The 14,803-nt window shown below is 46.7% G+C and carries 11 protein-coding genes; all 11 read left to right on the forward strand.

What is annotated here, in order from left to right; genetic code table 11:
• The first annotated feature begins 10 nt into the window (after positions 1 to 10).
• The 11 genes from KNP04_RS09540 (at position 11) to KNP04_RS09590 (ending at position 14,656) form a co-directional block, all read left to right on the forward strand.
• A complete protein-coding gene (locus KNP04_RS09540; protein ID WP_214875508.1) occupies positions 11 to 1,228 on the forward strand; it encodes a M16 family metallopeptidase in 1,218 nt (405 codons plus the stop codon).
• Between the two features lie 66 nt (positions 1,229 to 1,294).
• Positions 1,295 to 2,773 carry a UDP-N-acetylmuramoyl-L-alanyl-D-glutamate--2,6-diaminopimelate ligase gene (locus KNP04_RS09545; RefSeq protein WP_214875510.1) on the forward strand — a complete coding sequence of 493 codons (1,479 nt, stop codon included), beginning with the start codon at positions 1,295 to 1,297 and terminating at the stop codon, positions 2,771 to 2,773.
• A gap of 3 nt (positions 2,774 to 2,776) precedes the next feature.
• A complete protein-coding gene (locus KNP04_RS09550; RefSeq protein WP_214875512.1) occupies positions 2,777 to 4,030 on the forward strand; it encodes a lipid II:glycine glycyltransferase FemX in 1,254 nt (417 codons plus the stop codon).
• The gene (locus KNP04_RS09555; RefSeq protein ID WP_214875514.1) at positions 4,027 to 4,680 is read left to right on the forward strand and encodes a M15 family metallopeptidase; all 654 of its coding nucleotides are present in this window, start codon (positions 4,027 to 4,029) and stop codon (positions 4,678 to 4,680) included. Before KNP04_RS09550 ends, KNP04_RS09555 begins: the two co-directional genes overlap by 4 nt.
• Positions 4,681 to 4,774: 94 nt before the next feature.
• A complete protein-coding gene (locus tag KNP04_RS09560; RefSeq protein WP_074034657.1) occupies positions 4,775 to 6,442 on the forward strand; it encodes a ribonuclease J in 1,668 nt (555 codons plus the stop codon).
• 62 nt (positions 6,443 to 6,504) lie between these two features.
• Entirely contained in the window at positions 6,505 to 8,709 is a 2,205-nt protein-coding gene (locus tag KNP04_RS09565; RefSeq protein WP_214875516.1) for an FtsK/SpoIIIE family DNA translocase, read from the forward strand.
• 401 nt (positions 8,710 to 9,110) lie between these two features.
• Positions 9,111 to 9,830, forward strand: a complete 720-nt coding sequence (locus KNP04_RS09570) for a GntR family transcriptional regulator (RefSeq protein ID WP_074034655.1) — start codon at positions 9,111 to 9,113, stop codon at positions 9,828 to 9,830.
• 130 nt (positions 9,831 to 9,960) lie between these two features.
• Positions 9,961 to 11,049: a BMP family lipoprotein gene (locus KNP04_RS09575; RefSeq protein WP_214875518.1), complete on the forward strand. Its 1,089-nt coding sequence runs from the start codon at positions 9,961 to 9,963 to the stop codon at positions 11,047 to 11,049.
• A 63-nt stretch (positions 11,050 to 11,112) separates the two neighbouring features.
• Positions 11,113 to 12,639 (forward strand): ABC transporter ATP-binding protein, encoded by a 1,527-nt coding sequence (locus KNP04_RS09580; RefSeq protein WP_214745406.1) that lies wholly within the window; start codon positions 11,113 to 11,115, stop codon positions 12,637 to 12,639.
• Positions 12,636 to 13,700 (forward strand): ABC transporter permease, encoded by a 1,065-nt coding sequence (locus KNP04_RS09585; protein ID WP_214691853.1) that lies wholly within the window; start codon positions 12,636 to 12,638, stop codon positions 13,698 to 13,700. Before KNP04_RS09580 ends, KNP04_RS09585 begins: the two co-directional genes overlap by 4 nt.
• A complete protein-coding gene (locus tag KNP04_RS09590) occupies positions 13,697 to 14,656 on the forward strand; it encodes an ABC transporter permease (protein ID WP_074034652.1) in 960 nt (319 codons plus the stop codon). Before KNP04_RS09585 ends, KNP04_RS09590 begins: the two co-directional genes overlap by 4 nt.
• Positions 14,657 to 14,803 lie beyond the last annotated feature (147 nt).

The raw sequence follows: 14,803 nt of genomic DNA on the forward strand, positions 1-14,803 counted from the left end.
GAGTGAGAATATGGAATGGATGACACTACAAAATGGTATCCGCGTCATCATCGAACCGATTGAAGGTTCTCGCAGTACGTCAACAGGTGTCTTTATTAAAGCTGGGACACGAACAGAGTCATTTGAAAACATCGGAATCAGTCATTTGATTGAACATATGTTATTTAAAGGAACATCGACGAAAAACGCGAAAGAAATCGCTTCCTTTTTCGATGAACTTGGTGGAAGCGTCAATGCCTTCACCTCAAAAGACCATACTTGTTTTTACGTGAAGACGCTCGACGAACATGCGGTCATGGCGCTCGATGTCTTGACGGATATGTTGTTTGATTCGGTACTCGATGAGACAGAACTTGAAAAAGAGAAGCGAGTCGTCGTGGAAGAAATCAAAATGTATGAGGATACTCCTGAAGACCTCGTACATGAACTATTGGCAGTTGCGGCATACCGTGACGATATTCTCGCACAACCAATCCTTGGAACGGAGGAGAGCGTCAATCGATTGACACGCGACCAACTCGTCGATTATTTACAAGAACGGTATGTGGCAGAAGAAATCGTCGTCTCCATCGCAGGACATGTCTCTGAAGAGTTGATGGAGGCAGTGAAGCGTAGGTTTGCCAACATCCCTTCTAGGGAATCGTCGAAAGAACTCAATCAACCAGAACTGTTCCATGATACGTTGACGAAACGTAAGGAGACAGAGCAAGCACATCTCTGTTGGAACTATGAAGCCATCTCGGCAACGGATGATCGTTTACCGCACTTGGCACTGATGAACAACGCCATCGGTGCAACGATGTCCTCACGGTTATTTCAATCGATTCGTGAAGAAGAAGGACTGGCCTACTCGATTTACTCGTACTATACGACGTTCGCCGATCATGGGACGTTTACCATCTATGTCGGAACATCTCCAGACACGTTGAATCAAGTCGAAGTCATTCTAGAAAGAGAATTGAAGCGTTTGTTAGAAGAAGGATTGACGGATGAAGAAGTCGATAAAGGGAAACGCCAATTGAAAGGTTCGCTCGTTCTCGGGAATGAAAGCTCGAGTGCTCGGATGAATCGGAATGGTCGGAACTTGTTACTACTTGATGAAGTGGAGCCGATTGAACAGGTGATTCAAAAAGTGGAGAAAATCAAGCGTGATAAGGTCAATGCGTTGATTCGTGAAGTGTTGAACCATCAGCCAGCGAAGTCATATGTCCTCCCAAACGAAGCGTGACTTGAAACCGAATTGTAAGTTCTCTACACTGATTAAGAGGTATTCTTTAGTTTGGATAGGATACAGGTGAAAGAAGGGAAAGACTTGAACTTAACGGACTTAGTGAAGACGATACAACTAATTAACCAACCAAATCTTGAAGGCATCGTGGTGACTCACGTGACAACCGATTCTCGGGAAGTTGTCCCGGGGACGTTGTTTGTCGCCATTAAAGGCTATACGGTCGATGGACATGAATATGCGACTCAAGCTGTGGAACGAGGGGCAGTAGCGGTTGTCAGTGAACGACCGCTCGAACTTTCCGTTCCAAACTTGATTGTGCGTGACAGTTCTCGCTCGGTCGGACTTTTGGCTTCAGCGTTTTATGCGTATCCTTCTGAACAGATGCGACTGTTCGGGATCACTGGAACGAATGGTAAAACGACAACGACCACGATTTTACGGGATGTCCTTGACGTTCTCGGACACTCGACTGGCCTGATCGGCACCGTCGAAGTGCGAATCAACGACAAAGTTGTACCGAGCAAAAATACGACACCACAAAGCTCGGAACTTCAACAACTGTTGGCACAAATGCGTGATGAAGGTGTGACAGATGTCATGATGGAAGTATCTTCGCACGGTCTCGAGCTCGGTCGTGTCATCGGAACGGATTTTGATATCGTCGGATTCACGAATTTGACGCACGATCATCTCGATTTCCATGGAACGTTCGAAAACTATGCCCGCGCAAAGGGATTGTTGTTCGCTCAACTCGGTCAAATGGCATCACGGGGGAAAGTAGCCGTCTTGAATGCAGATGATGCACAAAGCGCTCTCTATGAAACAATGACAGGCGCTAAAGTGTTGACGTATGGAATCGACACAATGGCTGATTTGATGGCGTCAGAGATTGAACAGACGTTGTCTCAAACGAGCTTTGTGTTGAACTATCAAGGCAAACGCCTACCGGTGACCGTACAGTTTATCGGTCGTTTCAACGTGTATAATTTGTTGCTCGCGACAGGCTGTCTCCTCGCAGCAGGATACTCATTGGAGCAAATCGCTAAAGCAATTGAAATGATTCATCCGGCCAAAGGGCGTATGCAGCGCCTAGACGTACCGGGGTACAACGTATACGCAGACTATGCCCATACACCCGACGGCATCGAACAATGTTTGAAATCGCTCGTCGGCGTACCAAAAGAGAAGATTGTCTTTTTAATCGGTACGGGCGGAAACCGTGACGTGACGAAGCGTCCAGCAATGGGAGAAATGGCGTCGACTTACGCTGGGACGGTCATTATTACGACCGACGACCCACGTTTCGAAGCGTATGAATCTATCACGAAAGGGATTGCGGCCGGAATGACGCATGACAACTATGTGGAAATCGGCGACCGAGAAGAAGCAGTCCGATACGCAGCAACTTTAGCCAAACCGGATAATATTATCGTGTTAGCAGGGAAAGGGCACGAAAAATATCAAATTATCGGAAACGAGAAATTGCCACTCGACGAAGAGGCGATTGTCCGATCGACCATTTTGAATACGGAGGAAGCATGATTTATGGCAGTACAACCAGTTACGTTGACAGAAAAAGAACATGACGACTTCGTCAAAGCACATGATCGTGGTGATTTATTACAACTATCAAGTTGGGGAGATGTAAAACGACAGAACGGATGGACGTCGGAGCGCGTTGCGGTTGCCCGTGACGGTTTGACGACTGGCGTGGCGTTACTGTTATTTAAGCGCGTGCCGAAGTTACCGTATACGTTATGTTATGCTCCACGCGGATTTGTGGTGGATTATGATGACGTGGCGTCTCTCCAGGCACTTGTAAAAGAAGCGAAGCGAGTCGCTGCGAATCACAAGGCGATTGTCGTCAAAATCGATCCAAACATCGACCGCGATGAGATGCCGGGCCTCTTAACAGAAATGGAAGCCGTCGGATTCCATCATAAAGGGTTCGGGGGTGGCTTTGACTATGCACAACCTCGTTTCACGATGGAGACAGATTTACGACCGAGTGAAAAAGAAATCTTTGCGAAATTCCATCATAAATTCCGCTATAACGTACGTTTAGCAGAGAAGAAAGGAATCGTCTGTAAAGAAGTCGGGCGAGACGGATTAAAAACGTTTGCCGACCTGATGAAAGTGACAGGAGAGCGTGACGGGTTCGCCATTCGCGGCCTCGATTATTTTGAGAATCTATATGATTGTCTCCAACCGAACGATGCGCGACTCTTTTTGACAAAGCTTGAACCGAAAATTGCACTTGATCAGCAACAAGCGACGCTTGAAAAAGCAAAAAAAGAGTTGGAAAAGATTGAACGTGGGTTAGAGAAGGAAACGGTCGAAAAGAAACGGACAAGCCTTCTTAACCGCAAAGAACAGACGGTGGCACAAATTCAAAAAGCTGAGCAGGCGTTACCTGAGCTCATCGAACTGAACAAGACTTATCCGGATGGACTCGTGTTGTCAGGTGGATTATTAACACTTGCAGGACGACGTTCGTATTACTTATATGGTGCCTCATCGAATGAGTTCCGTGAGTTCATGCCGAACCATTTGATGCAGTGGACGATGATGCAAGCGGCGAAAGAGAGCGGAGCTGAACGATATGACTTCGGCGGTGTCTCAGGCAGCACCGATCCAGACGATGAATACGCGGGTCTCTATGCCTTCAAGTCCGGATGGGGAAGTGACATGATTGAGAAAGTCGGAGAGTTCGACCTCGTCTTGAATCGTCCACTATATATGGCACTCGAAAAAGGATTACCAATCCTTAAAGGACTGCGTAAACGGTTAAGAAGATGAGGTGGACCGGCGTGTTATCACTTGCGATGGTCGCCTTCTTGATTGGAATTACGCTTGCTTATTTTTATATGCAACCAGAACCTGTGCCGTGGGTTGATGAGCCGACCTTTGAAGCGGACATGTGTGTGCGGGACGTAGAGACTGAGAATACGATATTGGCAAGAACCAATATTGACTTCGACCGCCTACATCCACAAGTCGCGGAACGGGGAGCGACCTTCGTGCGCTTGGCACATTCTTGTCTCGATCTCGAAGTTCGATTGACGTCAGGGTATCGTTCAGCAAAAGAACAGAACGCTTTATATGCACAAGGTCGGTCTGAACCCGGACAAGTCGTGACGAACGCAAAAGCGGGTCAAAGCTATCATAATTATGGACTTGCAGTCGACTTTGTCATCATCCATGACAACAAAACGGACTATAATTTAAGCACGGACCGTAATCGCAACGACGTACCAGACTGGCAAGAACTCGGAGAATTAGGAAAGGCACTTGGTTTCGAATGGGGAGGCGACTGGAACTCATTCCCTGACTATCCGCACCTCCAGATGGACTTTGGCTTGTCTATCCGACAACTTGACGCAGGGAAACGCCCGGACAAAGAAGCGGTCGCACCGCTTGCCGATACTCTAAAACCTCTACTAGATTGAACGGAAATGTTGGCAATGAAGCCGTTTTCCGATACAATATTCAGTAGCGATAAGGGACGAAACAGAATATGAAACATTTAGGAGGTTTTTGTTAGTGTCAAAAAAGAAGACAGAGAATATTAGCGTCTTTGCGCTTGGAGGCGTAGGCGAAATCGGAAAGAACATGTACGTCGTGGAGCTAGACGACGACATCTTCGTCATCGATGCCGGTCTCATGTTTCCAGGCGATGAGATGCTCGGGATTGATATCGTCATCCCAGACATCACTTATTTAAAAGAAAACAAAGATCGCGTCCGAGCGATTTTCATCACACACGGTCACGAAGACCACATTGGTGGACTCAGCTACGTCTTACGCGATTTAAAACACGTTCCGGTATACGGGACAAAATTGACTCTCGGGTTAATTGAACTGAAATTAAAAGAGGCCGGTTTATTGAAAGAAGTCGACCTTCGCATGATTGATGCCAAAACGAAATTGACTATCGCTGATCATCTCGTCACGTTCTTCCGCGTCAATCACTCGATTCCCGACTGTGTCGGTGTTTGTATTCAAACATCTCAAGGTGCGATCGTCCATACCGGAGATTTCAAGTTTGATTATACGCCAGTCGATGGGAAACAATCCGATTTCAATAAATTAGCAGCGATTGGACAGCGCGGTGTTCTCGCGTTACTTTCTGATTCGACAAACGCAGAGCGTCCGGGTCAGACTGGTTCAGAATCGATTGTCGGTGCTGAATTGAACGATGTGATTTATCAAGCCGAAGGTCGTGTCATCGTAGCGTCATTCGCTTCGAACGTCCATCGCTTACAACAAGTTTTTGCAGCTGCAGAAGCGAATGACCGTAAAGTCGCGGTCGTTGGCCGCAGTATGGTCAATATCGTCGAAGTCGCACAAAAATTAAACTACTTACGTTTCAAAGCGAAGACACTCGTCGAGTTGTCTCAAGTAAATCGTCTTCCTGATAACAAAGTCGTCATCTTGACGACTGGGTCTCAAGGAGAGCCGATGGCTGCGTTGACACGTATGGCACGTAACGCGCATAAGCAAGTGAACATTCGTTTGAATGACACAGTCGTTATTGCGGCGACACCGATTCCAGGGAATGAAAAGTCAGTTTCGAAAACGATTGACCTATTGTTCCGTTCTGGGGCAAACGTCATTTACAACCAACGTAAAGTTCACGTATCCGGACACGGGTCGGCGGAAGAGTTGAAGTTAATGCTCAACCTCGTCAAACCGAAATACTTCTTACCGATTCACGGGGAATACCGGATGCAAATGGCACACTCGAAACTCGCTGAACAAGTAGGTGTCAAACCGAACAATATCTTCATCGTCGAAAAAGGAGATGTCGTCGAGTTCACTGGTCGAAAAGCCCGGATGAGCCGAAAAGTTCCTGCGGGTAACGTATTGATTGATGGAATCGGCGTCGGTGACGTCGGGAACATCGTCTTACGAGACCGTCGTTTGTTGTCACAAGATGGGGTCGTGCTTTGCGTGGTCACATTGAATCGGAAACAGAAGAAATTGATTTCAGGACCTGAACTCATCTCACGTGGATTCGTGTATATGCGCGAATCGGAAGAAATGATTTCAGAGGCAAACCGTATTGTCACGAAACAGATTGAAAAGAGTCTGCAAGCTGGCAGTGATTGGACCGAATTGAAATCAAATATCCGCGAGCGACTTAGCGTCTTCTTATTCGAGCAGACGAAACGTCGTCCGATGATCTTGCCGATCATCATGGAGATTTAATGGAATGAGAGTGAGGCAAAAGTCATCTGACTTTTGCCTTCTTTTTTTAGGAGGAACTAAAAGTGGCTCAAAAAACGAGAAAGACACCCGTGAAGCGGAAGCGACCAGCAACGCGAAACACGAGAAAACGGAAAAAACAACCGATTGCGCCACGTACATATGGATGGGGGATTTTCGTTCTTTCCATCGTCGCATTCGTATTTTCCTTATTCGATTTCGGATGGATTGGTCGGCAGCTATCTGACTTGTCCGAATACCTGTTTGGTGGCTGGGGTGCGCTCACCTATTTGATGGTCGCCATCCTGTTATGGATTGTATTAAAATCGATGAAGCCGATGGAGCGAGCAGGACTGCTCAGTATGACCGCCTCATTTCTACTGTTTGGAGATTTACTTTGGGGAAATGAGCGCGGTGGGGTCAACGGTGCACTTTATGGCTTAAACCAATACTTATTTTCTGATTTTGGTCTCATCTTTTTAGGCATCGTCTGTTTTATCCTCGGTGTCTCCCTCTATGTGCCAACGATTTGGGGAACAATCTATCATCGTCTAGAGGAATCCGTAATGGCCGTGAAAAAAGAATGGCAATCGAGACCGAAAACAGAGAAAAAACAAGACAACAAGCAAAAACAAGAACCGAAACGGTCGCGAAAACCATCGTCTGAGCCGTTGCTGGCGGAAGCTGATTTAGAGATGGAGTCAGAATCAGATGTGGTCACGATGAATGACATCCCAATCGTCGGATTCAGTGAGAAGGTTGTCGCGGAGAAAAAAGAGGAAACGAAAACGGAGCCGTCTTCGGAAACAGATGGATCTATCTCGACCGAGGAAATGATGATGACCGCGGCGCAAGATGTCTCAGACACATATGAGCTACCACCATTCACTAATCTGAAGGAACCGGTGATCACTGATTTATCTGGCGAAAATGCGCGTTTGAAAGAGAATGCCGCTAAACTAGTGAAGACATTAAAATCTTTTGGTGTAGGGGTGAAAGTTTTAAAAATTCACCTTGGTCCGACAGTCACGAAGTATGAGTTACAGCCGGACATCGGTGTGAAAGTCAGTCGCATCACGTCGCTTAGCGATGATCTCGCACTTGCGCTTGCCGCGAAAGATATCCGAATCGAGGCACCGATTCCGGGCAAGGCGGCGATTGGAATCGAGGTACCGAACCAGGAAGTCGCTCCAGTTTGTTTACGAGAAGTGCTTGAAGCAGATCCGGTGAAACAGGACGATTCAAAGCTACTCGTCGCACTCGGACGAAGTATCAGTGGGGAGACTGTCGGCATCTCACTAAACAAAATGCCACACTTACTCGTGGCCGGATCGACAGGTTCCGGTAAATCAGTCTGTATCAACGGGATGATTGTATCCATCTTGATGCGTTCTCGACCGGATGAGGTTCGACTCATGATGATTGATCCGAAAATGGTCGAACTCAATGTTTATAATGGTGTGCCGCATCTGTTGACGCCGGTTGTCACAGACCCGAAAAAGGCGGCTCAGGCATTGAAACAAGTCGTCGCCGAGATGGAAAGACGATATGAGCTATTCAGTCGATATGGTGTCCGTAACATTGAAGGATACAATGAACTGGTGGACAAGTCCGATGATGAGGATGCAAAACGTCTACCGTTCATCGTCGTCATTGTCGATGAGTTGGCAGATTTGATGATGGTTGCTTCAAATGACGTTGAGGACGCCATCATGCGACTCGCGCAAATGGCACGGGCCGCAGGGATTCATATGGTACTGGCGACACAACGTCCGTCGGTTGACGTCATTACAGGGGTCATTAAAGCAAACATCCCGTCTCGCATCGCATTTGCGGTCTCATCACAAACCGATTCCCGTACAATCTTGGACGGAGGAGGAGCAGAAAAACTGCTTGGGCGTGGCGACATGCTTATGCTTGCAAACGGGATGAACAAACCGGTACGTGTCCAAGGGGCGTTCGTCTCCGATCAAGAAGTCGAAACAGTCGTCAATCACGTCATCGCTCAGCAACGTGCACAGTATGTAGAAGCGATGATGCCGAAAGAAGAAGAAGTGACGACGATTGACTCGGACGATTCATTGTTCGGAGAAGTCATTCAATTCATTGTTACTCAGGAAACGGCTTCGACCTCGATGATTCAACGAAGATTTCGAATTGGTTATAACCGGGCAGCGCGCCTGATTGACTCGCTTGAAGAGGCGGGATATGTAGGTCCATCAGAAGGTTCGAAACCACGGAAAGTATTAATTCACGAACAAGATGAATAAATTAAAAAGCGAACGATTGTATATACCGACAAACAATCGTTCGTTTTTTATTCCTTTTTATACGATATGGAAATATTCGCGCAAATCAGAGAGGTTCGCTATAATATAAATGTAATATAGCACATATGTCCTATATCTTTTATTAGTACATACTTTTAAAAACTGCTGAAACGCTTACATCTTTTAATAACGTTTACATTTTACAGAAGTTTTTCAAACCGGATTAAAATGGGTAAAATGGACTCAGAGGTACGGTTGGAGATGGTTTTTTAAAATATTTCCTTGATTCCGAACAAAAACTATTGCGTTCTAATTCTCGAATCCCTATACTTAATATTGGCAAGGACATTCATACGTCAGATGTCTGAGCACTGGTAAGTAAATTAAAGGTGGTGAGGCCAATGTCGATTAAGCTCGATCATCGATTGCTCTATCTTCGAGTGATTGAGAAAATTAAGCAAGATATCGACGCTGGTGTCTATCGTGAAGGTGAGAAGTTACCTTCAGAATTCGAGCTTTCAAAGCAACTTGGAGTAAGTCGAGCGACACTTCGGGAAGCGCTAAGAATTCTCGAAGATGAGAAATTTGTCGTGCGAAAACATGGAGTAGGGACATTTATCAGTTCTAAACCGCCATTCACGTCAGGGATTGAAGAGTTGTTCAGTGTCACTGATATGATCACACGTGCAAAAATGACACCAGGAACGAAAGTATTGGTGGCCGAGAAAGTGTTGGCAACAGAGAGAGAAGCCGAGCGTCTCAAGATTGAGCCGAACTCACCGATTTATCGGATTGTTCGAATTCGATATGCGGATGACACACCGGTCGTTTATTGTGTCGACAAAGTGCCGGCCCATCTCGTCTCAAATCCTGAGGCATTGACTGAAGGGAAGTCTCTGTTTGACTCTCTCGAAAAAGAGGTAGGACGTCGAGTCGCATACGCGATCACGCACATCGAACCGAGTGTCAGCTCTGAAATTTCGTCACAACTTCAGACGGACCAACCGTTACTCGCTTTAAAACAATTGCATTACGATGAGAGTGATTTACCATTGCTCGATTCAGCCAACTTTTTCCGAGCTGATCGATTCGACTTCCACGTCGTACGTAAACGAGTGTAACCGAACAGTTTTTTGACGGAAGAGTTATTTTTGGGGAATAGCGTGAAAGCGCTTTCTTATACCGGTGTAAAGACTACTGATAACATGACAACAAAATTTGTTATGAACCGAAAGGGGAAACACGACGATGATGAACAAAAAGAAAACGATTCTCTCAGCTTTAGCAGCAGGACTCACACTCTCTACAGTACTCGCAGCATGCGGTGGAGATGACAACGAAGGCGGCTCATCTTCAAACGGCGAAGGCGGCGAGGGCGGCGACTTCAAAGTAGCAATGGTTACAGATACTGGTGGTGTTGATGACAAATCATTCAACCAATCTGCTTGGGAAGGTCTCACGAAATTCGGTTCAGACAACAACTTGACTGAAAACGAAGGATACAAATATCTTCAATCAGCTAAACAAGCGGACTACCAGCCAAACTTGCAACAATTGGCTCGTGACAACTTCAACTTGATCTACGGTATCGGCTTCTTAATGGCTGAAGACGTACAAAAAGTTGCTGAGCAGTTCCCTGACAACAACTTCGCAATCGTTGATATGGTTGTTGACGCTCCGAACGTTGCTTCAATCACGTTCAAAGAGCAAGAAGGTTCATTCCTCGTTGGTGTCATTGCCGGTCTCACAACGACAACTGATAAAGTCGGTTTCATCGGTGGAGTAGAGTCAGACTTGATCAAGAAGTTTGAAAATGGATTTAAAGCGGGTGTCATGGCTGTTAACCCAGAAGCAACAATCGACGTGAAGTATGCAGAAGACTTCAACTCAGCTGAAAAAGGAACAGCAATCGCTTCAGGTATGTACGGTTCTGGATCGGACATCATCTATCACGCAGCTGGTGGTACAGGTGTAGGGGTATTCACAGAAGCGAAAAACCGTAAGAAGAACGGCGAAGAAGTTTGGGTAATCGGGGTTGACCGTGACCAGTACGAAGAAGGTCTTCCAGAAGACGTTACGTTGACTTCAATGGTCAAACGTGTAGATACAGCTACTTATGATGTATCGAAACAGACGATGGACGGAGAATTCCCAGGCGGCGAAATCATCGAGTTCGGTTTGAAAGATGACGGTGTCGGAATCGCAGAAACTTCTGACAAGCACGTTTCACAAGAGATTCTCGATAAAGTTGAAGAATACCGTACACAATTGGTTGACGGAGAACTCACTGCACCAGCAACTGACGCTGAGTTCGAAGAGTTCATGAAAAACGTAAAATAATTCATTTGAGTGAAGGGGGGACCCATGTGGTCTCCCTTTACTTAAAGTTAGGGGTGAACTTCCTTGGAATATGTAATTGAAATGCTAAATATTCGCAAAGAGTTCGGTACGTTCGTTGCGAACGACAATATCACACTCCAATTGCGCAAAGGAGAAATCCATGCGCTTCTCGGAGAGAACGGGGCGGGGAAGTCGACGCTCATGAACGTGTTATTCGGTCTCTATCAGCCTGAAGGCGGGGAGATTCGTGTGCACGGAAAAAAAGTGGATATTGAAAACCCGAACATCGCCAACGAACTTGGGATCGGGATGGTCCACCAGCACTTTATGCTTGTTGAAAAATTCACAGTCACTGAGAACATCATCCTTGGACTTGAGCCAAAGAGCGGTGTGACGATAGACCGTGCGACAGCCCGTAAAAAGGTCATGGATATTTCAGAACAGTATGGACTTAAGATTGATCCAGACGCGAAGATTGAAGATATTTCAGTTGGCATGCAACAGCGTGTAGAAATCTTGAAGACGCTCTATCGTGGGGCGGATATTTTGATCTTCGATGAACCGACGGCAGTGTTGACACCACAAGAGATTCAAGAACTTATCCAAATTATGAAACGTCTGATTGCTGAAGGTAAGTCGATCATCTTGATTACGCACAAGCTGAAGGAAATTATGCAAGTCGCAGACCGATGCACGGTCATTCGCCGCGGACGTTATATCGGTACCGTTGAAGTGGACGAGACGGTTAACGAAGATAGTCTTGCTGAAATGATGGTCGGGCGTGAAGTTAATTTCGATGCAGAGTATTCGAAAGCCGACCCGCAACAAGTCGTTCTCGACGTTCAAGGGCTTGTCGTCAAAGACAGTCGTGGTTTGAAAGTCGTTGAAGGATTAGACCTTCAGATTCGTGCTGGAGAAGTGCTTGGTATTGCCGGAATTGACGGTAACGGTCAGACGGAACTGATTGAAGCGATCTCTGGGCTCAAGAAACCGGAGTCGGGTAAAGTTTTGCTCAATGGAAAAGATGTGACGGGGCATACGCCACGTAAAATGACGGAAGCTGGAATCGGACACATTCCACAGGACCGTCATAAACATGGTCTCGTCCTTGACTACTCGATTCGTGACAACATGGTTCTTCAAACTTATTATAAAGAACCATTCTCGAAACGAGGACTCATGAATTATAAAGCTGTGGCAGAGAAAGCGAAGGCGTTGATTGAGAAGTTTGACGTCCGAACTCCATCCATCGATGTCCCGGCTCGTGCCCTTTCTGGTGGTAACCAACAGAAAGCAATCATTGCCCGTGAGGTCGATCGTTCACCTGATTTACTCATCGCAGCACAGCCGACGCGCGGTCTTGATGTCGGTGCGATTGAATTTATTCACGAACAACTCGTTAAAGAACGTGAAAAGGGCCGTGCCGTCTTGCTCATTTCGTTCGAACTTGATGAGATTTTACACGTATCCGACCGCATCGCCGTTCTTTATGAAGGAAAAATCGTAGGAATTCGTGATCCGAAAGAGACGACGGAACAAGAGCTTGGTTTCTTGATGGCCGGCGGTCAGAGAGGGGACGACAAAGAATGAAAAAATTAAGTTTAAATCAACTTCTCATTCCATTCCTATCAATCATTTTAGGACTTCTCGTCGGAGCCATCGTCATGTTGATTGGTGGATACGACCCGATTCAAGGCTTCATCTCCTTGTTTGAAGGGATGTTTGGAAGCCCATATGCCGTCGGGGAGACGCTACGAGCAGCAGCACCACTTATCTTCTCGGGTCTCGCGGTTGCTTTCGCATTCCGGACGGGGTTATTCAACATCGGGGTAGAAGGTCAAGTATTAATCGGATGGGTAGCAGCTGTATATGTAGGGATCAACTTCGATTTGCCGATGTTCATCCATTTACCGCTTGCGCTTCTCGCAGCGATGGTCGCGGCCGCACTTTGGGCTTTCGTTCCTGGATTCTTGAAAGCGAAGTTTTACGTCCACGAAGTTATCACATCCATCATGATGAACTATATCGCGCTATACACGACGAATGCGATTTTGCGTAGCGTCATCGGTGTGACGAACGAGCGTACTGACTCAATCAATGAATCAGCATCGCTTGCATCACCTTGGTTGCAAGAGTTGACGACGTACTCACGTCTTCACTGGGGTGTCCTCGTTGCAGTACTCGCGGCGATTGTGTACTACTACATTCTTCAGCGTACGACACTCGGTTATGAGTTGCGTGCAGTCGGTTTCAACAAACATGCCTCTCAATATGCGGGGATGAGCGTTGACCGTAACATCGTCCTTTCGTTTGTTATCTCAGGGATGTTTGCAGGTCTCGCTGGTGCGATGGAAGGTCTCGGGACGTTCGGTAGTATGACGCTCTCTGCATCGTTCACAGGTGTCGGTTTTGACGGGATCGCAGTAGCCCTTCTTGGTGCCAACACAGCAATCGGTGTCATTCTCGCAGCGATTCTATTTGCTGGATTGAACATCGGTGGATTGGCGATGCAGCTCGGTGCGAACGTACCGTCTGAACTTGTCAAAGTCATCATCGCAGCAATCGTCATCTTTGTGGCATCTGGTTATGCCATCAACTATGTCATTGAGAAACTTAAAGGAAATCGTAAGAAAGGAGTGGAGAAAAAATGAGCTTCTTAGAAGTCCTCTATATCGTCGTACCGGTTGCACTTGCCTATGCGACTCCACTCATTATCGCAGCACTCGGTGGGATTTTCAGTGAACGCTCTGGTGTCGTCAACATTGCCCTTGAAGGGATTATGATCATCGGTGCCGCAACAGGGATCATCACGACGCTCACGTTAACAGACTTAGGAGCCGGTGTATTTAGCCCATGGATCTCCTTGCTCGTTGCGATGGTAGTCGGTGCACTATTCTCTCTCTTCTTGGCTGTCCCGGCCATCCTATGGCGTGCAGACCAAACAGTTCTTGGAGTAGCAATCAACATGCTTGCGATTGGTCTCGCCATCTTCGTTGTGCGTGTGCTTTACAACAAAGGTCAAACTGACTTTATCGAGTACCGTATTGCGAAAGAAAATGTACCATTTTTATCAGATATTCCTGTTCTAAAAATGTTCTTCATTAACGTGCAATACACGTCATTCGTTGCCATCGCTTTAGCGTTTGTCGTCTGGTTCGTTATCTTCAAGACACCATTTGGACTTCGTCTTCGTTCAGTCGGAGAACACCCGATGGCCGCTGACACGATGGGGATCAACGTCACAAAAATGCGCTTTATGGGCGTCATGCTCTCTGGTGCATTTGGTGGTCTTGCCGGAGCGGTATACGCCGTCACGGTTACGACGAACTTCAGTGGAACGACAATCGTTGGTCAAGGGTTCTTGGCGATTGCTGCAATGATCTTTGGGAAGTGGAATCCGCTCGGAGCGCTCGGAGCTGGATTGTTCTTCGGGTTCGCCCAAGCGCTATCGATTATCGGAAGCAACTTGCCTGTCATCAATAACGTGCCGCAGCTTCTACTTTTGATTGCACCTTACGCACTCACGATTCTTGCGCTCGCTGGACTCGTCGGTCGTGCAGATGCACCGAAGTCGGTCGGTATTCCATATATTAAAGGAAAACGTTAATCCAGAATAGGACATATGTCCATTTTGGAAAGGTTGTTTGGTGCTTAAGCCAAACAACCTTTTTTGTTATACTTGGCTAGAGCTGTCATGATTAGAGTGGGATAGAGCAGTGAATAAAAAAGACATATCGGTCATTTGACCAATATG

Origin of the sequence: Exiguobacterium sp. CH10 (genome assembly GCF_018617635.1) — a bacterium.
Classification (GTDB): Bacteria; Bacillota; Bacilli; order Exiguobacteriales; family Exiguobacteriaceae; genus Exiguobacterium; species Exiguobacterium aestuarii_A.

Bases quoted from the DNA above. Each gene is read 5' to 3' on its own strand.
- KNP04_RS09585 (WP_214691853.1), top strand. From the start codon at position 12,636: ATGAAAAAATTAAGTTTAAATCAACTTCTCATTCCATTCCTATCAATC.
- KNP04_RS09550 (WP_214875512.1), top strand. From the start codon at position 2,777: ATGGCAGTACAACCAGTTACGTTGACAGAAAAAGAACATGACGACTTC.
- KNP04_RS09575 (WP_214875518.1), top strand. From the start codon at position 9,961: ATGAACAAAAAGAAAACGATTCTCTCAGCTTTAGCAGCAGGACTCACA.
- KNP04_RS09555 (WP_214875514.1), top strand. From the start codon at position 4,027: ATGAGGTGGACCGGCGTGTTATCACTTGCGATGGTCGCCTTCTTGATT.
- KNP04_RS09540 (WP_214875508.1), top strand. From the start codon at position 11: ATGGAATGGATGACACTACAAAATGGTATCCGCGTCATCATCGAACCG.
- KNP04_RS09590 (WP_074034652.1), top strand. From the start codon at position 13,697: ATGAGCTTCTTAGAAGTCCTCTATATCGTCGTACCGGTTGCACTTGCC.
- KNP04_RS09570 (WP_074034655.1), top strand. From the start codon at position 9,111: ATGTCGATTAAGCTCGATCATCGATTGCTCTATCTTCGAGTGATTGAG.